Raw genomic sequence first — 21,124 nt, 5'->3', positions numbered from 1 at the left:
ATGGACCCTCTGCCCCTTCCGCAGACCCGGCCCGGCCGCGACGGACTCGCCGCGCTGCTCGCCCGGCCGCGCACCGCGCTGATCGGCCTGGACTTCGACGGCACCCTGGCCCCCATCGTCGCCGACCCCGAGCAGGCCCGCGCCCACCCGGACGCCGTGCCCGCGCTGGCCGCCCTCGCCCCCGAGATCGCCTCCGTCGCCGTGATCACCGGCCGCCCGCCCGAGGTCGCCGTCCGCTACGGCGGCTTCGCCGGCGTGCCCGGCCTGGAACACCTCACCGTCCTCGGCCACTACGGCGCCGAACGCTGGGACGCGGCCACCGGCACCGTCACCGCGCCGCCCCCGCACCCCGGCGTGGCCGCCGCCCGCGCCGAACTGCCCGGCCTGCTCGAACGGGCCGGCGCCGGCGACGGCGTCCGGATCGAGGAGAAGGGCCGGGCGCTCGCGGTGCACACCCGGCGCGCCGCCGACCCGCAGGGCGCCTTCGAGTCCCTGCGCGCCCCCCTCGCCGACCTCGCCGGCCGCCACGGACTGATCGTCGAACCCGGCCGCATGGTGCTGGAGCTGCGCCCGCCCGGCATGGACAAGGGCGTGGCCCTCCTGGACCACGCCCGTGCCGTCGGCGCCGGCTGTGTCGTCTACGCCGGCGACGACCTCGGCGACCTGCCCGCCTTCGCCGCGATCGACAAGCTCCGCGCCGACGGCGTCCCCGGCCTGCTGATCTGCAGCGGCAGCACGGAGGTCACCGAACTGGCGGAACGGGCCGACCTCGTCGTGGACGGCCCGGAAGGAGTCGTGGGACTGCTGCGCAGCCTCGCCGCTCAGCTCGGCTGAGCGGTCAGGGCCCGGAGCTGGTCCAGGAACCAGCGGGCGGGCGGCAGCGCGGTCGCGGCGGCGGACAGCCGCTTGGACCGGGCCGCCCGCTCCTCCGCCGGCAGGGACAGCGCCTCGTGCAGCGCCCGCGCCGTGCCCGTGACGTCGTACGGGTTCACCGTGAACGCGTCCTCGCCCAGCTCCTCGTGCGCCCCGGCCTCCCGGGACAGCACCAGCGCGCAGCCCTCGTCCGAGACGACCGGGATCTCCTTGGCGACCAGGTTCATGCCGTCCCGGATGGGGTTCACCAGCGCCACGTCGGCCATCCGGTAGGCGGCCAGGGAGCGCGCGAAGTCGTCCTTCACGTGCAGCACCACCGGCGTCCAGCCCGGCGTGCCGTACCGCTCGTTGATCCGGTCCGCCACCCGCCGCACCTCGGCGGTGTAGTCGCGGTACACGGCGAGGTCCTGGCGGGAGGGGTAGGCGAACGCCACGTGGACGACCTTCTCCCGCCACTCCGGGTGGCCGGTCAGCAGTTCCTCGTACGCCAGCAGCCCGCGCACGATGTTCTTGGACAGTTCGGTGCGGTCGACCCGGACGATCGTCCTGCGGCCCCGGCCGATCTCCTCGCGCAGCGCCGCCATCCGGTCGGCCACGTCCTCCCGGTGCGCCCGCTCGCGCAGGAAGTCCGCGTCCGCGCCCAGCCCGTGCACCCCGATCAGGGTGCCGGAGAGGCTGTCGGGCCCCAGCACCTCCCGGCAGCAGGCCGTGAAGGCGTCCGCCCAGCGCCGGGTGAGGAACCCGGCCCGGTCCGCGCCCAGGATGCCGCCGAGCAGCTCGGCCGCGATGTCGTCGGGCAGCAGCCGGAAGTAGTCCGGCGGGGCCCAGGGGGTGTGCGAGAAGTGGCCGATGCGCAGGTCGGGCCGGAGCCGGCGGAGCATCCGGGGGGCCAGCGCCAGGTGGTAGTCCTGGATCAGCACCGCCGCGCCCTCGGCCGCCTCCTCGGCCAGCGCCTCGGCGAACGCCTGGTTGTAGGCCTGGTACGAGGCCCACTGCCGGCGGAACTCCGCGTCGAACACCGGTTCCAGCGGGGTCTGGTACAGCAGGTGGTGGACGAACCAGAGGACCGAGTTGGCGATGCCGTTGTACGCCTCGGTGTGCACGGACGCGTCGATGTCGAGCATCCGGACCCGCTGTCCGCCGGTGTCCCCGGCCGGCAGCAGCCCGCCGTCCGCGCGCCGCACGGCCGCCCGGTCGCCGTCGCCCAGTGCGGCGCAGACCCACACCGAGCCCGCGTCCGGGCCGATGGCGGACAGCCCCGAGACCAGCCCGCCACCGCCCCGCCGGGCGTCGAGCGAGCCGTCCTCGCGGAGCTGATAGGAGACCGGGCCGCGGTTCGAGGCGACCAGTACCCGAGCTTGGTCGGCAGCAGTGCGCGTGGAAGCCATACGCCTCAACCTAGCCCGGCCCGTAAACCCTCAAACGTGCGATCCACCTGCGAAGTCGGTCGTATACGGACCGTTCACGCCACCTTCCGCTCGGCGTACTCCGCGATCTCCGCCATGGGTGGGCGCTCCTCGGTGTCCACCGAGTAGGTACGCGGCTCGAAGCCGTCCTCGCCCCGCTCGAACTGGGTCAGCGCGGGCCGCACCAGATGCCCCCGGGCCAGCCGGAGCTGGGCCGTGCGGTAGATCGCGGCGGCCATCCGGCCGAGGGCCTGGCCGTCCTGGTGGCGGTGCTTGCGCACCCCCACGTCGACCTGGGCCAGCGCGTCCAGGCCGACCAGGTGCAGCGCGTCCACCAGCATGCCCAGCTCCACGCCGTAGCCCACCGGGAACGGCAGCTGCTCCAGCAGGGAGCGGCGGGCCGCGTACTCGCCGCCCAGCGGCTGCACGAAACCGGCCAGCTGCGGCCAGTGCAGGTTCAGCAGCGGCCGGGCCATCAGCTCGGTGACCCGGCCGCCCTGCCCGGCCGACCCGGCGAGCGGGCGGTCGTACATCGCCTTGACCAGGTCCACGTCCGGGTCGGTGAGCAGCGGCCCGACGATGCCGAGGACGAAGTCGGACGAGAACTCCCTGAGGTCGGCGTCCACGAAGCAGACGATGTCCCCGCCGGTCACCAGCAGCGAGCGCCACAGCACCTCGCCCTTGCCGGGGACGGCCGGGATCCGGGGCAGGATCTCGTCGCGGTGCACGACCCGGGCGCCGGCCCGCGCGGCCACCTCGGAGGTGCGGTCGGTGGAGCCGGAGTCGACGACCACGATCTCGTCGACGAGCGGGATCTGCTCCACGAGGTCGTGGCGGATGACGGTGACGATGTCGCCGACCGTCTCCTCCTCGTTGAGGGCGGGCAGCACGACGCTGATCGTCTGGCCCGTGCGCTGCTTGGCGGCCAGCACCCGGTGCGGCGGGCGGTCGGCCACGGACCAGGAGCGGCGGCTCAGCCAGCGCTCGACTTCTTCCAGCACGGTCGGCGGCTCCTCACTGTCACGACCACACGTCACCGTGTGATGCATCTCGCGGTTCGGACGACTATCTCAACTGTCCTGGCCTTCGGTTACAGTCTTGAACAACGCCGATGACCATCGCATGTCGGGGGGTCAAGCGGCGTTGACAACCACATACAGCTCATCCAGAGGGGCAGAGGGACACGGCCCGATGAAGCCCCGGCAACCCTCCAGCCGATTCTCGTCTTCTTCCAAGCGAGGCTCCCGGCTAGGGAAGGTGCCAAATCCGTCTCACGGCGAGATGCGTCGTGAGGAAGATGAGGAGAAAGGGCCTCGCCTCACATGGCTGTGCAGACAGTTGCCACCCCCAGCGACTCCACCGTCGACCTCGGTCCCGCCTCGGCCCTCAGCTGTCGCGAGTGCGGCCACCGGGTGCCGCTCGGACCGGTCTTCGCCTGCGAGGAGTGCTTCGGCCCGCTGGAGATCGCCTACGACTTCTCCGCCTACGACACCGAGGAACTGCGCCGGCGCATCGAGGCCGGCCCCGCCAACATCTGGCGCTACGCCCCGCTGCTGCCGGTCCCGGCCGACGTCGCGGAGAAGCCCAATCTCAACCCCGGCTGGACCAAGCTCGTCAAGGCCGACAACCTCGCCGGCGAACTGGGCGTGACCGGCGGCCTGTACGTCAAGGACGACTCCGGCAACCCGACCCACTCCTTCAAGGACCGGGTCGTCGCCCAGGCCCTGGAGGCCGCCCGCGCCTTCGGCTTCACCACCCTGTCCTGCTCCTCCACCGGCAACCTCGCCGGCGCCGTCGGCGCCGCCGCCGCCCGGGCCGGCTTCCGCTCCTGCGTGTTCATCCCGCACGACCTGGAGCAGGGCAAGGTCGTCATGGCCGCGGTCTACGGCGGTGAACTCGTCGGCATCGAGGGCAACTACGACGACGTGAACCGCTTCTGCTCCGAGCTGATCGGCGACCCGGCCGGCGAGGGCTGGGGCTTCGTCAACGTCAACCTGCGGCCGTACTACGCCGAGGGCTCCAAGACCCTGGCGTACGAGATCTGCGAGCAGCTCGGCTGGCGGCTGCCCGACCAGATCGTCATCCCGATCGCCTCCGGCTCCCAGCTCACGAAGATCGACAAGGGGCTCCAGGAGCTGATCAGGCTGGGCCTGGTCGAGGACCGGCCGTACAAGGTCTTCGGCGCCCAGGCCGAGGGCTGCTCCCCGGTCTCCGCCGCCTTCAAGGCCGGCCAGGACGTCGTACGGCCGCAGAAGCCGGACACCATCGCCAAGTCCCTGGCGATCGGCAACCCGGCCGACGGCCCCTACGTCCTGGACGTCGCCCGCCGCACCGGCGGTGCCGTGGAGGACGTCACGGACGCGGAGATCGTCGACGCCATCCGGCTGCTGGCCCGCACCGAGGGCATCTTCGCGGAGACGGCGGGTGGCGTGACCGTCGGCGTGACCCGCAAGCTGCTCGAGGCGGGGCTGCTGGACCCGGCGAAGACCACGGTCGTCCTCAACACCGGCGACGGCCTGAAGACCCTGGACGCGGTGGCCGGGACCGGCCTGACCGCCACCATCCGCCCGAACCTGGACTCCTTCCGAGAGGCTGGCCTCGCATGAGCGTGACCGTTCGCATCCCCACCATCCTGCGCACCTACACCGGCGGCCGGGCCGAGGTCCCCGCCGAGGGCGCCACGCTCGGCGAGGTCATCGCGGACCTGGAGAAGAACCACACCGGGATCGCCGCCCGCGTCCTGGACGACCAGGGCAAGCTGCGCCGGTTCGTCAACGTGTACGTCAACGACGACGACGTGCGCTTCGAGCAGGGCCTCCAGACGGCGACCCCCGACGGCGCCGGGATCTCGATCATCCCCGCGGTCGCCGGCGGCTGAGCCTTTCCCGCGGCGCGACCGGTCACCGACCGTCCACTCGATTGCCCCCTCCGTAAGAGAAACGGAGGGGGCAATTCTGCGTGATTGAACGCGGTAGAGTTGGGGAACACGGTCGCGGCCGGATGGTCGCGAGCCCTGGATTCATGCCGCGAGCCCGATAAGAAGTAGCCAAGTTGTGCGGGTTCTGCGCGGCTTTTGTGGCTTTTATGGGGCCCGACTTGCCCTGAAGTCGGGTGGATTCTCGCCATATTCCGGACCCCTGACGTCCAGAATTCTCGTCCGATTGACCTGTTGCAGACGGCAGTGGGACAGATACATTCAGCCGCGGTCGACGCGTTCCGGCGCACGCCCCCGACCAGTTGGGGGGTGAGGTCTGACCCGGGTCCGCGAAGTGTGGATCTGTGCAAGGGCCAGTAATAGGGGAGTTAGGCATGGCTCAGGGCACCGTCAAGTGGTTCAACGCGGAGAAGGGGTACGGCTTCATCGCGGTCGACGGTGGTGCGGACGTCTTCGTCCACTACAGCGCGATTCAGATGGACGGCTACCGCACCCTGGAAGAGGGCCAGCGGGTCGAGTTCGAGATCTCGCAGGGCCAGAAGGGTCCGCAGGCCGACATGGTTCGCGTCACCGCCTGAATGTTTTCGCGTGAAGGGCCCGCACCCCGCAGAGGGTGCGGGCCCTTCGCCGTGCCCCGCGCCCTGCCCTCGCCGCGCCGCTCGCCCGGCCCCGGTTCCCACGTTCGCGGGCGGCTGACGGACGCTTCCCACCCGGCCGGGCGCTTGCACTCGACCATGCCGAGTGCTAATCATTGCGTTAGCACTCTGAAGGTGAGAGTGACAGTGAAGGACCGGGTCGGTGAGGCCCGCAGGCCGGGTGGGGCAAGGAACCACGAGGCCGGCGAGCCGTCCGTCGCGGGCGCGGGCGCGGTCCGAAGGAATCACCCCCAGTCCTGGAGGGACCACTTCACATGGCCAAGATCATCGCGTTCGACGAGGAGGCGCGGCGCGGCCTCGAGCGCGGCATGAACCAGCTCGCGGACGCCGTGAAGGTGACGCTCGGCCCCAAGGGCCGCAACGTCGTCCTCGAGAAGAAGTGGGGCGCGCCCACGATCACCAACGATGGTGTCTCCATCGCCAAGGAGATCGAGCTCGAGGACCCGTACGAGAAGATCGGCGCCGAGCTGGTCAAGGAAGTCGCCAAGAAGACGGACGACGTCGCCGGCGACGGTACGACCACCGCGACCGTGCTCGCCCAGGCCCTGGTCAAGGAGGGCCTGCGCAACGTCGCCGCCGGTGCCAACCCGATGGCTCTGAAGCGCGGCATCGAGAAGGCCGTCGAGGCCGTCTCCGCCGCCCTGCTGGAGCAGGCGAAGGACGTCGAGACCAAGGAGCAGATCGCCTCCACCGCGTCCATCTCCGCCGCCGACACCCAGATCGGCGAGCTGATCGCCGAGGCCATGGACAAGGTCGGCAAGGAAGGCGTCATCACCGTCGAGGAGAGCAACACCTTCGGCCTGGAGCTCGAGCTCACCGAGGGCATGCGCTTCGACAAGGGCTACATCTCCGCCTACTTCGCGACCGACATGGAGCGCATGGAGGCGGTCCTCGAGGACCCGTACATCCTCATCGCCAACTCCAAGATCTCCGCGGTCAAGGACCTGCTCCCGCTGCTGGAGAAGGTCATGCAGTCGGGCAAGCCGCTGCTGATCATCGCCGAGGACGTCGAGGGCGAGGCCCTGTCGACCCTGGTCGTCAACAAGATCCGCGGCACCTTCAAGTCCGTCGCCGTCAAGGCCCCGGGCTTCGGCGACCGCCGCAAGGCCATGCTCGGCGACATCGCCATCCTCACGGGCGGCGAGGTCATCTCCGAGGAGGTCGGCCTCAAGCTGGAGAACGCGACCCTGGACCTCCTGGGCCGCGCCCGCAAGGTCGTCATCACCAAGGACGAGACCACCATCGTCGACGGTGCCGGCTCCTCCGACCAGGTCAACGGCCGGGTCAACCAGATCCGCGCCGAGATCGAGAACAGCGACTCGGACTACGACCGCGAGAAGCTCCAGGAGCGCCTGGCCAAGCTCGCGGGCGGCGTGGCCGTCATCAAGGCCGGTGCCGCCACCGAGGTGGAGCTCAAGGAGCGCAAGCACCGCATCGAGGACGCCGTCCGCAACGCGAAGGCCGCCGTCGAGGAGGGCATCGTCGCCGGTGGTGGCGTGGCCCTGCTGCAGGCCTCGCAGGTCTTCGAGAAGCTGGAGCTCGAGGGTGACGAGGCGACCGGCGCCAACGCCGTGCGCATCGCCCTGGAGGCCCCGCTGAAGCAGATCGCCGTGAACGCCGGCCTCGAGGGCGGTGTCGTGGTGGAGAAGGTGCGCAACCTGACCCCGGGCCACGGCCTGAACGCCGCGACCGGCGAGTACGTCGACCTGGTCGCCGAGGGCATCATCGACCCGGCGAAGGTGACGCGCTCCGCGCTGCAGAACGCCGCGTCGATCGCCGCGCTGTTCCTCACCACCGAGGCCGTCATCGCCGACAAGCCGGAGAAGGCCGCGGCCCCGGCCGGCGGCGGCATGCCGGGCGGTGACATGGACTTCTGATCGACCCGAGGGTTGATCACCTGTCCTACGACCGAGGGCGGTACCCCCAGCTTCTGGCCGGGGGTACCGCCCTCGGGCGTTGCCGCCGGGCGTCGCGGGAAGGCCGCCCGTCGCCGGGGCGGCCTTCCGGTGGCGAGGAGGTTGTTCAGGGGGCGATGCGGAGGGCCGTGAAGCGGGGCCAGGCCGTCCTGGCCGCCTCGTTGCGGACCGCCAGGGACACGCCTCCGCTGGTGCGGGCCGGGTCGGGGGTCTCCGTGGGCCGGGCGACCACCGTGTGGCCGCCGTCCACGGTGACGCGGACCCCGCCCGGGGAGACCTCCAGGGTCAGCCGGTGTCGCGCCGCCCGGGTGAGTTTGCCGGTGGTGACGCGTGCGGTGCCGCCGGCCGGGCGTTCGGTCACCCGCAGGCCCGCCTCCGAGACGGTGACCGAGACGGGGTCCAGGCTGTAGCGGCCGACCTCGATCGACGCGCTGGTCCCGGTGCCGCTCAGCCGGCCGACGGTGGCGGTCACCCGGTAGGTGTTCCAGTCCGCCGTGCCCAGGGGCAGGTGGACGGCCGACACATACCTGCCCTCCGCCACCCCCGCGCCGGTCAGCGCCGCGAGGCCGGTGCCGGACGGGCTGCCCGGGAACCACCACTGCCCGGGGTCGCGCAGCGGCTCGGACATCTCGGCGGGCGAGCGGGTGACCCGCTCGTTCAGCCGCTTCACGAAGGCGGCCGTGGACATCGTCCGCATCACCTCCAGGCGTTCCACCTGGCGCGCGGCGGCCGCGCGGGGCCCGGCCGGCAGGGGGCGCGGGGAGACGTTGGTCAGCGAGGCGGTGAAGCGTTCCCGCAGCAGGCGTTCCAGCACGGAGGTGTTCCGGGCGGCGAGGTTGGTCGGCCCGGACGTCTCGGAGAACGGGTAGGCGAACAGCCGGGGCGTCGGCAGGCGGTGGCCGGAGAACACCCGCAGCGACTCGTCCAGGTCGCCGCGCACCCGGGTGCGGTACTCGTTCTCCGTCTCCAGCCGCTTCTCCTTCGGCAGCCAGAGCCGGTTGGCGAGCACCGAGCCCGGGTGCCCGGCGGCGTCGATGGCCGCCCGCTCGTGGCTGAGGTGCGTGTGGTCCTGGAAGTCCCAGCGCCCGGACGCCTTCATCCGGTCGATCTCGGCCCAGGACAGGTAGTAGGGGCGGTGGGTGCCGACGGTGCCGGTGATCAGGAAGGACGCCGCGCGCATCTTGTGCCTGGCGAGGATCCGGTCGGCGTGTGTCCACAGGCCCCGGGTGCCGTCGTCGAAGGTGAGGTAGACGGTGCGCGGCGCCGGTGACGTGCCCGTGGTCAGGTAGCGGGTGAACTCCTCGGTGGTCAGGGAGCGGTAGCCCGCCGCCTCCAGCTCGGCCAGCTGGGCGTCCAGCTGCCGCGGGGTGAGGGTGTAGTCGTTGGCCGGCTCCGGGCTGATGTCGTGGTAGGCGAGCACGACCGGTGCGCCGGCGCGGGTCCTGACGATCTCCCCGCCCGCCCCGTCCGCCTCGACGACGGGCGGTTCGGCCTGGGTGGACACCGCGCGCCGGGCGCCGTCGTAGCTCCACGCGCCGACGAACGGTGTCGCCACCACGACGGCGGCGAGGGCGCTCAGGGTGCCGCGTACCGCGTGGCGGCGCAGACGGCGGCCGGTCCCGGCCGTACGGGGTCCGCCGCCCCGGGTCACAGGGAGCCTCCCCGGGTGAGGACGACGTAGTAGAGGGCGAGCACGGCGGCGGCGGAGAGTACGGCGGCGGCCAGCCGGAAGAGGTGGCCGATTCCTCTGCGGACCCGGCCTCGCCGGGGCGGGTGCGGCGTTGACGGTGTGACGGTCGTGCTCATGCGGGAGTCCTCGTCCAGATTCCACGGCGGAGGGTGAGAGCGGCGTAGGGCAGCAGCCACGCCAGGACGCAGCAGGAGAGCAGGCTCATCAGGGGCCGGTAGCGCCAGCGCCGGTCGCCCGGGTTGTCGATCCGGAAGGCCAGGCCCCAGATGCTGCCCTTGAGCAGCATCCCGGCCACGTAGAGCGCGGTGAGCCCGGCCGTCCAGCGCAGCGGGGCCCACACCAGGTGCAGGAAGACCAGGGCGGGGGCGGCCAGTACCCACAGGGCGTGGCCGTAGTACAGCAGGGCCGGGACCGGGCCCCGGCGCCACATGAAGCCGCCGGTGAAGAACAGGTTGCGGATGAAGCTCTTCTTCCAGCGGACCTGCTGGTGGAGGAAGGGGCGCCAGTGCGCGGGCACGTTGGTCCACACCCGGGCGGACCGGGTGTAGCCCACGAGCCAGCGCCGTTCGGGGTGGTCCTGCCCGGCGACGAACGGCGAGTCGGCGTGCCGTTGTTTGAGGGCGCGCCCGCGCCAGGCCTGGCCCAGCACGTACCCGGTCAGCTGCCGGTCGGTGGCGAACCGGAACGGGGCGCCCGCGAACCGGTCCTCCGCCCAGGCGGGCAGGTAGTTGTAGACGGCCTCACGGCGGAACGCGGCGAGCGGCCCGGAGACGCAGCTGACCGCGCCGTAGGCCGCCTCGGCCGCCTTGGCGATCCGGAACTGTCCCTCGTACCAGACGTCCTGGACGCGGGTCAGCGGGCTGCTGTGCGGGTTGAGGGCGCGGCAGTGGCCGCTGAGGGCGCCCAGGTCCGGGTGGCGGACCATGGCCGTCACGCAGTGCCGGACCGCGTCCGGGGCGAGGACGCAGTCGGAGTCGGTGAACATGAGGATGTCGCCGTCGGCCAGTGCGCAGGCCCGTACCAGGGCCGCCTTCTTGCCGATGTTGCGGTCGAGCCGGATGACGGTGATGCCGAGTTCGTCCGCGAGGCGGTCGAGGACCGCGCCGGTGCCGTCCCGGGAGCCGTCGTCGACGACCACGATCTGGGTGTCGGGGTAGTCGGAGGCGGCCATGGAGCGCACGCACGCCTCGACGTTGCCGACCTCGTCCTTGACCGCGAGCAGAAAGCTGACCCGGGGGCGCTCCGGCAGCGGCGGGAAGGACTCGTGGTCCGGCGCCCGGCGGCGCAGGGTGCGCACCGCCGGGTCGTCGTACTGGGTGTAGGCGAGGTAGAGCAGGCCGACGGTGCCGGTCAGCACGGCCAGGCCGTAGCAGGTGACCAGGCTCGGCTCGTACGGCAGCCGGACCGAGCGCCGGGCGATCAGCAGCAGGACCGGGACCAGCGCGAGCAGCCCGAGCAGTCGTACGAGGGCGGCCCGCTCGCGCGGGTCCATCCGCTCCAGGGCCCCGCCCAGGCGGGTCCGCAGCCGGTGGCGGAGGGGGGAACCGGCCGCGGCGGACGCCGTGGGCAGGGTGCCGGGTACGGCGCTCACCGGACCGCGGCGGGGGCGGCGGAGCGGATGCGGTGCCGGGTGTCCAGCACCCGCGGCACCGCGTCCAGCCAGCCGAGATCGGTGCCGGGGTGCACGGTGTGCACGATCACCAGGTCCCAGGCCTCCTCGTGGGGGTCCGTCACGGAGCGCAGCTCCCGGCCGTCCACGGCCAGGCACGGCACGTGGCCGTCGCTGTAGCGGGCGTCGGCGCCGCGCTCGGCGAGCAGCCCGAGCAGCCGGAGCGCGGGGCTCTCGCGGACATCGGACACGCCCGGCTTGTAGGCCGTCCCGAGAACCAGGACGCGGGCGCCGTCGAGCGGGCGGCCGTCGGCGCGCAGCAGGTCGGCGGCCTGTCCGGCGATCCGCGCGGGGCGCTCGCGCAGGGCGGTCATGGCGCAGCTCAGCACGGGGGCGGCCGGCCCGCCGGGCGGCAGCTGGTGCAGCAGGTAGTACGGGTCGCAGGGGATGCAGTGGCCGCCGGCCCCGGGGCCCGGGTAGAACGGCATGAAGCCGTACGGCTTGGTGGCGGCGGCGTCGATGACCTCGAGGGGCGCGAGGCCGAGGTGCGCGCAGGCCTCCGACAGTTCGTTGGCGAGGGCGATGTTCACCGCGCGGAAGATGTTCTCCCAGAGCTTGGCCATCTCGGCGGTCTCCGGGTCGGACACCTCGTGGACGCGCGAGGCGGTGGCCCGCAGCACGAAGGCGGCGGCCCGCGCGCCGACCGGTCCGGCGCCGCCGACGATCCGCGGGGTGGTCTGCGGGGTGTGGCGCTCGTTTCCGGGGTCGATGCGCTCGGGGGCGAAGGCGACGAGGACGTCCCGCTCGGCCGTCAGACCGCGCTCGGCGAGCGGGGTCAGCAGCAGTTCCCGGGTGGTGCCGACGTGGCTGGTGGAGGTCAGCACGATCAGCTGGCCCGGTACGGCCCGCTCGACCACGGTGGCGCAGGCGGCGCGCAGGGCGCGCAGGTCGGGCCGGTGGTCCTCGGTGACCGGGGTGGGGACGCACACGATCACGGCGTCCGCGCGGGGGAGGGTGCCGGCGTCCGCGGTGAGCAGGAAGTCCCCGGTGTCCTGGGCGCAGGCCAGGGCGGCGTGCTGGGCCGGGAGCAGGTCCACGTCGCCGCTGCGGATGTCGGCCAGCCGCTGTGCGCTGATGTCGACGCCGAGGACGGTGGCGCCGGAGTCCAGCAGGCCGAGGGCGGTGGGCAGGCCGACGTAGCCGAGGCCGACGACCGCGACGGTGAGTCCTTGGAGGGGGGCGGGGTCGTTCTCGCCGGCCGCGTCGAGGCGGTCGGTCCAGCGCGTGACCCCGGGTCCGGCGACGGGCGCCCAGGTCACTCCGCTGCTCGTGTTGTGTTGCGTGATAGTCACGCTGTGTTATTTAAGGCTCGCGGCTCGGACTTCCGGGCGGCGCGACAGGGGAGCGGAGGCATTTCACCCGGTTGCCGGTGGGGGCGGCGGGTGTGGCCGGGCTCACAGGCCCGTGCGGGCCGGACGGGGAATGAGGCGCCGGGGTACCGACATTGCTTAAGGTGCTGCAACAATGCGCACGCACATACCAGCCGGTAAGCCCGTCATCTGCCAGGAGCCCCCATGACCGCAACCACGCCCGCCGTCTCCCGTGCGGCCCGCGTCCTGTCCCGCCCCGTCCGGCTGAACGGCCTCACCGTCCCCAACCGGATCGTGATGGCGCCGATGACCCGGATGTTCTCCCCGGGCGGCGTCCCCGGCGACGACGTGCGCTCGTACTACGCCCGCCGCGCCGCCGCCGGCGTCGGCCTCATCGTCACCGAGGGCACCTACGTGGGCCACGAGTCGGCCGGCGAGAGCGACCGCGTCCCGCGGTTCCACGGCGAGGAGCAGCTCGCGGGCTGGGCGAAGGTCGCCGCGGACGTGCACGCGGCGGGCGGCACCATCGTCCCGCAGCTGTGGCACATCGGCATGGTCCGCAAGCAGGGCCAGGCGCCCTACCCGGACGCCCCCGCCCTCGGCCCCTCCGGCCTGGCCGCCGCGGGCGCCGAGCCCACCGGTACGGCGATGACGCAGAAGGACATCGACGACGTCGTCGGCGCCTTCGCCCGGGCCGCGGCCGACGCCGAGCGCATCGGCTTCGACGGCGTGGAGATCCACGGCGCCCACGGCTACCTGCTGGACCAGTTCCTGTGGGCGGGCACCAACCGGCGCACCGACGCCTACGGCGGCGACCCGGTCGCCCGCACCCGGTTCGCGGCGGAGATCGTCGCCGCGGTCCGCGAGGCGGTCTCGCCCGGGTTCCCGGTCGTCTTCCGCTACTCGCAGTGGAAGCAGCAGGACTACACCGCCCGCCTCGCCGAGACCCCCGGCGAGCTGGAGGCCGTCCTCACCCCGCTCGCCGAGGCCGGTGTCGACGTCTTCCACGCCTCCACCCGCCGCTACTGGCAGCCCGAGTTCGACGGCTCCGACCTGAACCTGGCCGGCTGGACCAAGAAGATCACCGGCAAGCAGGTCATCACGGTCGGCTCGGTCGGCCTCGACGGCGACTTCATCAACGCCTTCCAGGGCGAGGGCTCCCCGGTCAAGGGCATCGACAACCTCCTCGACCGGCTGGAGGCCGACGAGTTCGACCTCGTCGCCGTCGGCCGCGCGCTGCTCCAGGACCCCGAGTGGGCGGCCAAGGTCCTCGCCGACCGCTTCGACGAGCTGAAGCCGTACGACGCCTCGGCGGCCAGGACCCTCAGCTGAGGCGCCGCTAGAGATTGCCCATCGGCTCGATGTCGACCCGCAGCGGGGTGCCCCACACCCGGAGCACCTCGTAATCGGTGAACTCGTGCACGAGCCGGTACGCCATGGCGGGCCGGGAACCGCGCCGCTGAGCCGCGAGATAGGCCTCCGCCTCGTGCCGGTCCCGGCGGGGCGTGCCGCACAGCTGCCACTCCTGGCCGTTCCACAGCTCCGGCAGCCACCGCTGCTGGGGCTGCGGCCGGTCCCCGCGCACGCCGTACCGGGAGGGCGCGGTGGGGGCGGGTTCCGCCGGGCGGTGGCGGGCGCCCTGGTACTCCGAGCGGCGGGCGGCCCGGCGCCGGGTCTCGCACAGCAGGCACAGGTCGGGGGCGCTCTCGTCGACGGGCCCCTGCGGGTGCTCCGGACACCGGGTGGCGGGCGCGCCCGTGGCGACGCTGTCCTCCAGCAGGTCCAGGGCGCGCCGCAGGTCGTCCTTGATCTCGTGCAGCCGGGCGTCCGGGGTGTCGGCGGTCAGGGCCTCGCCGTGCTCCCCGAGCAGCCTGAGAGCCCGTCCGAGGGCGGTGAGCTGGGCGTGGTTCATATCGGTCGGTCGCCTCCTCCCCTCCATGGTGCCCCGGCCCGCCCCGCACCGTCCCCGGGCCCGGCGGACGCGTGGTGGAGTGGGGAGCCATGACGACGCCCCGTACGGCCCGCCTCCTCGGTGCCCTGCACCGCTTCAACGCGGCCCACCCCTGGGACCACAACGCCCGCTACCACCCCTGGCTGCTGCGGCGGTTGCCGCGCCGCTTCGGCACCGCGCTGGACGTCGGCTGCGGCAGCGGGGAGCTGGCGCGGCTGCTCGCCGGGCGTGCCCGCACGGTGCACGCCCTCGACGCCGACGCCGAAATCCTGGCCCGGGCCCGGGAGTCGACACCCGGTACGGCACCCGTCATCTACCTCCTCGCCGACGCCTCCCGCCAACTGCCCGACGGGCCCTACGACGTGATCACCTGCGTCGCCGTGCTCCACCACCTCCCGCTCGCCGAGACCCTCACCCGCCTGAAGGACCGGCTCGCGCCCGGCGGCACGCTGGTCGTCGTCGGCTGCGCGCGGGCGTCCGGCCCCCTGGACCACGCGCTCGGACTGGCCGCCACGGCGCTCAACCCGCTCATCGGCTGGGCGAAGAACCACGGCCGCCCGGCCCCGCGACGGCCCGACCCGATGACGGCCCCCACCCGGGACCCACGGGAGACGTACGCCGAGGTCACCCGCGCCGCCCGCCGCCTCCTGCCCGGCGCCCGCCCGCGCCGCCGCCTGTTCTGGCGCTACACGCTGGTGTGGCGGGCCCCGGCGCCAGGGGCACGGCGGGGCTGACCGGAGGCGCCGGTGGGACGGGGAGGCGGCAGGCTGGGGGGCGGTCAGGTCGGGGTGTGGGTCAGGGCGGCTCGCAGGTGGCCGCCCGACTCCTCCAGCAGGCGGGCGGCCGTGGGGCCGTCGACGCCGGCCAGGAGGGCCAGGATCGCGTGCTTCACCTCGCCGCCGGTCTCCGTGAGGGCCTTGTCGATCTCGGCGTCGCCCGCGCCCGTGGCCAGTGCGACGATCCGGTGCGAGCGGGCCCGCAGCTTGGCGTTGGAGGCGCGCACGTCGACCATCAGGTTCCCGTACGTCTTGCCGAGCCGGATCATCGTGATCGTCGACAGCATGTTCAGCACCAGCTTCTGGGCCGTGCCCGCCTTCAGCCGGGTGGAGCCGGTGATCAGCTCGGGACCCACGACCACCTCGATACGGTGCTCGGCGGCGGCACCCAGCGCGCTGTGCTCGTTGCAGGCCAGGCCGATGGTCAGCGCGCCGGCCGCGCGGGCGTGCTCCACGGCGCCGATGGCGTACGGGGTGCGGCCGGAGGCGGAGACCCCGACCACGCTGTCCTCCGGGGTGATCTTCAGCGCGTCCAGGTCCCGGCGGGCCAGCTCCCCGGAGTCCTCCGCGCCCTCCACGGAGGTGACCATCGCCGCGGGGCCGCCCGCGATCAGCCCCACGACCCGGTCCGGGTCGGTGTTGAAGGTGGGCGGGCACTCGGAGGCGTCCAGCACCCCCAGCCGTCCGGCGGTGCCGGCCCCGGCGTAGACGAGCCGGCCGCCGCGGGCCATCCGCTCGGCCACGGCGTCGACGGCGGCGGCGATCCGCGGCAACTGCCCCGCCACGGCGCCGGGCACGCCCGCGTCCTCGCCGTTCATCAGCCGGGCGATCTCCAGGGTGGGCAACTGGTCGATGCCGGCCAGCTCGGGCCGGAAGGCCTCGGTGGTCAGGGAGGCCAGCTGACTGCGCAGGTCGTGAGAGGTCATAAGGGGGGTGGCTCTCTCCGGTAGGGGGACGTGCTGTCCCTACGGTCTATCGCGAAGCGCTCCGGTGCCGGTGCGCCAGCGCCTCGTAGGACGCGGCCAGCGCCGGTGCCGCCGTCTCGTACGCCCGCTGCGCCACCCCGACGAACAGGCAGTCCACCACCAGCAACTGGCTCGTCCGGGAGGACATCGCGGCGGGCCTCAGCTCCGTCTCCCGCGAGGTCGACGTGGTCAGCACGAGGTCGGCGTACTGGGTGACCGGCGAGTCCGGCCGCCCGGTGACGGCCACCGTCGTCGCCCCGTGCTCGAAGGCGGCCCGCAGCGGCTCGATGACGTCCCCCGTCGACCCGGAGTGCGTGATCGCGATCGCCACATCACCCGAACGAAGCTGCACGGCGTTGGTCACCGCCAGATGCGGGTCGCTGTGCGCGTGGGCTATGAGGCCTATGCGCAGCAGCTTCTGGGTGAGGTCCTGGGCGACCAGCCCGGACGCCCCCACGCCGTACACATCCGTGCGCCGGGCCGCGACCAGCGCGGTGACGGCCGCGCCGAGCTGCCCGGTGTCGAGTCCGGCGGCCGTGTCGGCGAGGGTCTGCTGCTCCTCGTAGGCCAGCTTGGCCACGACGTCGTCCAGGGAGTCGTCCACCGCGATGTCGGTGGTGATCGCGGGCGCGCGGCCGGACTGCTGCTGGGCGGCGAGTCCGGCGAGCGCGAGCCGCAGGTCCCGGTAGCCGGGGTAGCCCAGCAGCCGGGCGGTGCGCACGACGGTGGCCTCGCTGGTGCCGGTCAGTTCGGCGAGGCCGGTGACCGTCAGGGCGGCGCAGCCGGCCGGGTCGTTCGCGACGGCCTCGGCGACCCGCTGCATGGACCGGGTCATGGAGGGGGCGAGGGTGCGCACCTTCGCGGCGAGCGAGCCGCCCGGGCTCCCGAAAATTTCCTTCACGTCCTGGGTCACGCATTGAAAGATATTTTCGGTTCGGTGTCCCGGTCAAGAGTGCGCACAATGGGGTGCATGGACCCCATCAGCCCCCTGGAACAGGCGTTGCACGCGGCCCGCGCCCTGGTACTCGCGGACCTGGTCGCGCGCGACGTCGCGGAGGCGGACGTGGTCTCCCTGGTCGAGGAGTCCATCGCCCAGCGGCGCTGGTGGGTCGAGCAGTGGCCGGACGGCGCCGCCTTCGTCGCCGGTCTGGTCGCCCAGGACGTGCAGGACGCGCTGCTGGAGCGGTACGGCCGCTGGCCGCTGTGCCCGGTGTGCGGCTCCGGCGACCCGCACGCGCTGGACGTGGAACCGGAACTGGGTCCCGACCCGCACTGGGTGTGCCACAAGGCGGGCGTGCGGGTCGCGTCGGTGGGTTCGCTCGGCACGGCCGCCGGCGGAACGGTCTCCTCGTGACCCTGTACGTCGACCCGCCCGACTGGCCCGGCCACGGCCGCATGTGGTCGCACCTGGTCAGCGACGTGTCGTACGACGAACTGCACACCTTCGCCGCCCGGCTGAGCCTGCCGCGGCGGGCCTTCGACGGCGACCACTACGACCTGCCGGCGAACCGGTACGCGGACGCGGTGGCCGCCGGGGCGGTGGAGGTCGGCAGCCGGGAAGTGGTCCGGCTGCTGCGGGAGTCGGGCCTGCGCCGGCCCAAGGGGCCGCGGGCGCGGCGCGGTTAGCGCCGCGCCCGCGGGGACGTTCAGGCGCGGCGCAGGTACAGCCCGAGCCCGGTCTCCATGCCGTGTTCGTCGTGGGCCGCGCGTTCCTCCTCCACGGCCGCCCGGGTGAAGCCCGCGCGGGTCGCGACCTGCCGGGAGGCGGTGTTGCCGTGCTCGATGGTCAGCAGCACCAGGCCGACGTCCTCGCGGGCCAGCGCCCACTCGGTCAGCGCGCGCAGCGCTTCCGTCGCGTAACCCTGGCCGCGGGCCTCCTCGACGAGGTCGTAGCCGATCTCCACCCGGCCCTCCTCGTCCGGGGCGCCGTGGAAGCCGATGCCGCCGAGCGCACGCCCGTCCTCGTCCCGGACGAGGGCGAAGACCCCGAACTCGGGGCGGTGCACGCCCGCTTCGTACGCCTTCACCAGATAGCCGGCGGCCTCCCGGGTGCCCGCGTACGGCTCGCCGCCGAGCCAGTCGAAGCCGCCGTCGCCGCCGAGGCGCAGATCGTGGGCGACGGCCGGGCGGAGGCCGGTCAGGGTGATCCGCTCGGCGGGGACGACCAGATTGTTGCGCCAGCGCCACCCGGTGACCGGGGCGCGGCCGGACAGCTCGCCGCGGCCGGTGGCCCACAGCAGGGTCGGCCAGGGCGCGGTGCCCGGCTGGACGTGAGGGAACAGCCAGGTCAGGACGGACTCGGCGAGGTCCGCGGGGGGCTCGTAGGGCAGGCCGAGGCCCTGGGTCATGTCATGGGTGTGCAGCAGCGTCTCGGCGATGCCCATGGCCGCGAAGCCCTCGCGGTCGGCGCTGCCGTACGGGTAGGAGTGGTAGGCGCGCACCCCGGGCGGTGCGGTGCGGACGGCCGCCGTCAGCAGGCCGCCGGTCGCCTCGATGATCTGGAGCAGGTCCGCGTTGCCGGTGCCCTCGTCGGGCTTCAGCTCGTAGGGGACGTAGGCGTCCCGGGCGCGGGCGACCAGGTTGGAGGCGTAGGCGACGAGGTCGTCGGCGAGGTGCACGGCGGTGGTGCGGCAGTCCCACTCCAGCCGACCGGCCGTGACGGCCGTCCAGTCGCGGTCCACCGCCGGGCGCAGGGCCGCGAGGCAGCCCGCGACGGCCTCGGTCACGTCGTCGCCGTTTATCGTTCGCATGGCCGCACCCTAGGCGGCCGTCCCCCTCAGGTCGACAGCATTTCCAGCTCGCCGGCGAGGTTGTGGCGGGCGGTCGCCTCCCAGTGCTCCCGGCCGTACGGGGTGCGGAACAGGGCGGGCAGGGCGAGGAGTTGGCGCAGGACCGCCGAGCGTCCGGCGCGGAAGGCGTCGTTCGGGACGAAGTGGTACTCCTCGCGGATCCGGGCGGTGTAGACGGAGTACGCCGACGGGGGCGCGGCCAGGATCGCGAGGTCGGCGTCGCACAGCACCTGGCCGTCGGGGTCGTCGTCGGCCGGGTCGTGGCCGACGGTGAGCCGGACCAGCCGGGCCACCTCGGAGGTCTTCGGCCCGGGCAGACCGGCCTCCGGCAGGGCGCGCTCGGCCAGCCGCGCGGACCGTTCCTCGTTCTCGGACCGCTCGGGGAGGTAGACGGCGTCGTGGAACCAGGCGGCGAGCCGGACCACGTCCGGGTCGGCGGCGTACCGCTCCAGGACGTCGACGTGGTCGAGTACGGCGGTGAGGTGCGCCACGGTGTGGTACCGGCGCTGCGGCTCCTGCCAGCGGCCGAGCAGGTTGTCGGCGTACGGGGCGGGGTCGGGGCCGCCGCCGGGGGCGCGGGCTGCCTCCAGGGCGCGGGCGAAGCGGAGACGCAGGGCGTCGAGGTCGGCCATGCCCCCATTGTCCCGTGCCGGGCCTCCCCGGCCCCCCCGTTCGCACGGCCGTCCCCGTTCTTACGGCTGGCGCTCGGGGACCGGCATACTCTTGAATTGGACTAGACCTGTAGTCGCCCGACGAATGCCGATGAATGGGGTGCCATGAGCAAGCGTGCAGTCCTGGAGGTGATCGCCCTCGACGTCGAGGACGCGGTCGCCGCCCAGGCCGGAGGCGCGGACCGGCTGGAGCTGGTCACCGATATGGCGGCCGACGGGCTCACCCCCGCGCCCGCCACCGTCGCCGCGATCCGCGCCGCCGTCGACATCGACCTGCGCGTGATGCTCCGCGTCGCGGACGGGTTCGCGGCCGGGGACGTGGACCGGCTGACCGGCCTGGCCGGCGAGCTGCGGGAGGCCGGCGCCGACCAGTTCGTGCTCGGTTTCCTCGACGGGGACGGCGGCGCCGACCTCGCCGCCGTGGAGCGGGTCGTGGACGCGCTCGACGGCTGCCCGTGGACCTTCCACCGGGCGATCGACCGGGCCGCCGACCGGGACGCCCTGCGCAAGCAGCTCGCCGACCTGCCAGGCCTGGACACCTACCTCACCGCGGGCGCCGCCTCCGGCGTGGACGACGGCCTGCCCACCCTGCTCGCCGAGGCCGCGCGGGGCGGCGGCCCCGGCTACGAGCAGCGGATCATGGTCGGCGGCGGGCTGCGCCTCGACCATGTGTCCCGGCTCCGCGAGGGCGGGATCGAGGCGTTCCACATCGGCGGCGCGGCCCGCCCGGCCGGCTGGGACGGCCCGGTCTCGGCGGACGTGGTCGGCCGGTGGCGCACCGCGCTGGACAGACCCTAGCCCCGCGCCCGCACCGGGTGCAGGCACAGCGGGGTCGCGCCGTCCGCGCTGTACTGGAGGTGGGCGTAGTAGTCGCCGTCCGCGCAGTACCCGTTGTGCTGGTCGGTGATCAGGTACTGGGCGTCCGGCGAGTCGCAGGGCACGTTCCTGAGGTCCTGGTGGGGCCACTCCCGGTCGTTGTGCGCGCACGCCCCGACCGACAGCGGCTCGGTGTTCTTCCGGGGCTGGAAGCGCACCCCGGACGGCTCGTCGGAGCCACCGGTCGCGATCAGGACGGGTACGGCGATCACCAGCGCCGCCAGGACGGCGAGCGGGAGCAGCCCGGCCGGCCGCCGCAGCAGCGGGCGGCCGGGGTCCAGCGGCGGGCGCCAGGCGGCCGTGGCCGGCGCCGGCAGCCGCCGGATCCGGGCCAGCGCACCGAGGTTGAGCAGCAGGGTGACCGGCGTGACGAGCACCGACAGCGGCCCCCACCAGCCCCGCACCAGGGTGTCCCGCTGCGTCTGCCGGAACACCGCCAGCGCGCAGGGGCGGCACAGCGTCCCCCGCCACCGCGTGAACCGCATCACCACCACCAGGCCCTGGTGCCCGCGCACCGTCACCGGCGCGGCGGGCAGCGCCCCGCACACCTCGCACCCCGGCCCGGAGGCGGGCGGATACGGCGCCCCGGGCTGCTGGTACGGGTACGCGGGATACGGCGAGTGCGGATGCGGCGTGCTCAA

22 protein-coding genes and 1 riboswitch are annotated in these 21,124 nt (G+C 73.5%); of the genes, 10 read left to right on the top strand and 12 right to left on the bottom strand.

Annotation, left to right across the window (positions count from 1 at the left end):
• Positions 1 to 834, top strand: a complete 834-nt coding sequence (gene otsB, locus ACZ4W9_RS12140) for a trehalose-phosphatase (protein ID WP_467935026.1) — start codon at positions 1 to 3, stop codon at positions 832 to 834.
• On the opposite strand, the gene ACZ4W9_RS12135 is transcribed toward otsB, so the two are convergent.
• Positions 822 to 2,261: an alpha,alpha-trehalose-phosphate synthase (UDP-forming) gene (locus tag ACZ4W9_RS12135; protein ID WP_467935024.1), complete on the bottom strand. Its 1,440-nt coding sequence runs from the start codon at positions 2,259 to 2,261 to the stop codon at positions 822 to 824. The genes otsB and ACZ4W9_RS12135 overlap by 13 nt on opposite strands.
• A 74-nt stretch (positions 2,262 to 2,335) precedes the next feature.
• Positions 2,336 to 3,280 (bottom strand): glucosyl-3-phosphoglycerate synthase, encoded by a 945-nt coding sequence (locus tag ACZ4W9_RS12130; protein WP_467935023.1) that lies wholly within the window; start codon positions 3,278 to 3,280, stop codon positions 2,336 to 2,338.
• A 157-nt stretch (positions 3,281 to 3,437) separates the two neighbouring features.
• Positions 3,438 to 3,583: riboswitch (SAM riboswitch) on the top strand.
• Positions 3,584 to 3,601: 18 nt separating this feature from the next.
• Here ACZ4W9_RS12130 and thrC point away from each other — a divergent pair.
• From thrC to groL, 4 genes are all read left to right on the top strand, one after another.
• Complete coding sequence (gene thrC / locus ACZ4W9_RS12125) at positions 3,602 to 4,885, top strand: threonine synthase (RefSeq protein WP_467935022.1); 1,284 nt, start codon at positions 3,602 to 3,604, stop codon at positions 4,883 to 4,885.
• Positions 4,882 to 5,157, top strand: coding sequence for a MoaD/ThiS family protein (locus tag ACZ4W9_RS12120; RefSeq protein ID WP_467935020.1), 276 nt, complete (start codon positions 4,882 to 4,884; stop codon positions 5,155 to 5,157). Before thrC ends, ACZ4W9_RS12120 begins: the two co-directional genes overlap by 4 nt.
• A gap of 431 nt (positions 5,158 to 5,588) precedes the next feature.
• A complete protein-coding gene (locus ACZ4W9_RS12115; RefSeq protein ID WP_004986573.1) occupies positions 5,589 to 5,792 on the top strand; it encodes a cold-shock protein in 204 nt (67 codons plus the stop codon).
• Positions 5,793 to 6,124: 332 nt separating this feature from the next.
• The gene (gene groL, locus ACZ4W9_RS12110) at positions 6,125 to 7,747 is read left to right on the top strand and encodes a chaperonin GroEL (RefSeq protein WP_362189398.1); all 1,623 of its coding nucleotides are present in this window, start codon (positions 6,125 to 6,127) and stop codon (positions 7,745 to 7,747) included.
• A gap of 145 nt (positions 7,748 to 7,892) precedes the next feature.
• Here the strand turns inward: groL and ACZ4W9_RS12105 are convergent, their stop codons facing one another.
• Genes ACZ4W9_RS12105 through ACZ4W9_RS12090 form a run of 4 tightly spaced genes read right to left on the bottom strand, consistent with a single transcriptional unit; the run spans position 7,893 to position 12,437 of the window.
• Positions 7,893 to 9,437 carry a polysaccharide deacetylase family protein gene (locus tag ACZ4W9_RS12105; RefSeq protein ID WP_467935019.1) on the bottom strand — a complete coding sequence of 515 codons (1,545 nt, stop codon included), beginning with the start codon at positions 9,435 to 9,437 and terminating at the stop codon, positions 7,893 to 7,895.
• Positions 9,434 to 9,592 carry a hypothetical protein gene (locus tag ACZ4W9_RS12100; protein ID WP_467935018.1) on the bottom strand — a complete coding sequence of 53 codons (159 nt, stop codon included), beginning with the start codon at positions 9,590 to 9,592 and terminating at the stop codon, positions 9,434 to 9,436. The genes ACZ4W9_RS12105 and ACZ4W9_RS12100 overlap by 4 nt, the downstream gene beginning before the upstream one ends.
• A complete protein-coding gene (locus ACZ4W9_RS12095; RefSeq protein WP_467935016.1) occupies positions 9,589 to 11,067 on the bottom strand; it encodes a glycosyltransferase family 2 protein in 1,479 nt (492 codons plus the stop codon). The genes ACZ4W9_RS12100 and ACZ4W9_RS12095 overlap by 4 nt, the downstream gene beginning before the upstream one ends.
• Entirely contained in the window at positions 11,064 to 12,437 is a 1,374-nt protein-coding gene (locus ACZ4W9_RS12090) for a nucleotide sugar dehydrogenase (protein WP_467935015.1), read from the bottom strand. Before ACZ4W9_RS12090 ends, ACZ4W9_RS12095 begins: the two co-directional genes overlap by 4 nt.
• A 222-nt stretch (positions 12,438 to 12,659) precedes the next feature.
• Here ACZ4W9_RS12090 and ACZ4W9_RS12085 point away from each other — a divergent pair, with 222 nt between their 5' ends.
• Positions 12,660 to 13,787: an NADH:flavin oxidoreductase gene (locus ACZ4W9_RS12085; RefSeq protein ID WP_467935014.1), complete on the top strand. Its 1,128-nt coding sequence runs from the start codon at positions 12,660 to 12,662 to the stop codon at positions 13,785 to 13,787.
• Between the two features lie 7 nt (positions 13,788 to 13,794).
• Here ACZ4W9_RS12085 and ACZ4W9_RS12080 read toward each other — a convergent pair whose 3' ends face one another.
• Positions 13,795 to 14,367 (bottom strand): hypothetical protein, encoded by a 573-nt coding sequence (locus ACZ4W9_RS12080; RefSeq protein ID WP_467935013.1) that lies wholly within the window; start codon positions 14,365 to 14,367, stop codon positions 13,795 to 13,797.
• An 89-nt stretch (positions 14,368 to 14,456) separates the two neighbouring features.
• Between ACZ4W9_RS12080 and ACZ4W9_RS12075 the strand changes: the two genes are divergently transcribed.
• A complete protein-coding gene (locus ACZ4W9_RS12075; protein ID WP_467935011.1) occupies positions 14,457 to 15,140 on the top strand; it encodes a class I SAM-dependent methyltransferase in 684 nt (227 codons plus the stop codon).
• A 44-nt stretch (positions 15,141 to 15,184) separates the two neighbouring features.
• Here ACZ4W9_RS12075 and murQ read toward each other — a convergent pair whose 3' ends face one another.
• Complete coding sequence (gene murQ, locus ACZ4W9_RS12070; RefSeq protein ID WP_467935010.1) at positions 15,185 to 16,108, bottom strand: N-acetylmuramic acid 6-phosphate etherase; 924 nt, start codon at positions 16,106 to 16,108, stop codon at positions 15,185 to 15,187.
• A gap of 46 nt (positions 16,109 to 16,154) precedes the next feature.
• A complete protein-coding gene (locus ACZ4W9_RS12065; protein ID WP_467935009.1) occupies positions 16,155 to 17,060 on the bottom strand; it encodes a MurR/RpiR family transcriptional regulator in 906 nt (301 codons plus the stop codon).
• Positions 17,061 to 17,117: 57 nt separating this feature from the next.
• On the opposite strand from ACZ4W9_RS12065, the gene ACZ4W9_RS12060 reads away from it, so the two are divergent.
• A complete protein-coding gene (locus ACZ4W9_RS12060; protein WP_318202803.1) occupies positions 17,118 to 17,501 on the top strand; it encodes a hypothetical protein in 384 nt (127 codons plus the stop codon).
• Entirely contained in the window at positions 17,498 to 17,773 is a 276-nt protein-coding gene (locus ACZ4W9_RS12055) for a DUF4031 domain-containing protein (protein WP_467935007.1), read from the top strand. Before ACZ4W9_RS12060 ends, ACZ4W9_RS12055 begins: the two co-directional genes overlap by 4 nt.
• Positions 17,774 to 17,793: 20 nt before the next feature.
• Here the strand turns inward: ACZ4W9_RS12055 and ACZ4W9_RS12050 are convergent, their stop codons facing one another.
• Positions 17,794 to 18,897: a GNAT family N-acetyltransferase gene (locus ACZ4W9_RS12050; RefSeq protein ID WP_467935006.1), complete on the bottom strand. Its 1,104-nt coding sequence runs from the start codon at positions 18,895 to 18,897 to the stop codon at positions 17,794 to 17,796.
• A gap of 26 nt (positions 18,898 to 18,923) precedes the next feature.
• A complete protein-coding gene (locus ACZ4W9_RS12045) occupies positions 18,924 to 19,568 on the bottom strand; it encodes an HD domain-containing protein (RefSeq protein ID WP_467935005.1) in 645 nt (214 codons plus the stop codon).
• Between the two features lie 144 nt (positions 19,569 to 19,712).
• Between ACZ4W9_RS12045 and ACZ4W9_RS12040 the strand changes: the two genes are divergently transcribed.
• Positions 19,713 to 20,405, top strand: coding sequence for a copper homeostasis protein CutC (locus ACZ4W9_RS12040; protein ID WP_467935004.1), 693 nt, complete (start codon positions 19,713 to 19,715; stop codon positions 20,403 to 20,405).
• Here ACZ4W9_RS12040 and ACZ4W9_RS12035 read toward each other — a convergent pair.
• Positions 20,402 to 21,124 carry an LppU/SCO3897 family protein gene (locus ACZ4W9_RS12035; RefSeq protein ID WP_467935002.1) on the bottom strand — a complete coding sequence of 241 codons (723 nt, stop codon included), beginning with the start codon at positions 21,122 to 21,124 and terminating at the stop codon, positions 20,402 to 20,404. The genes ACZ4W9_RS12040 and ACZ4W9_RS12035 overlap by 4 nt on opposite strands.

It is taken from the genome of Streptomyces sp. NPDC029296, assembly GCF_055569255.1.
Note: the sequence above shows the minus strand (reverse complement) of the source record. Positions and strands in the feature narration are given on the sequence as shown.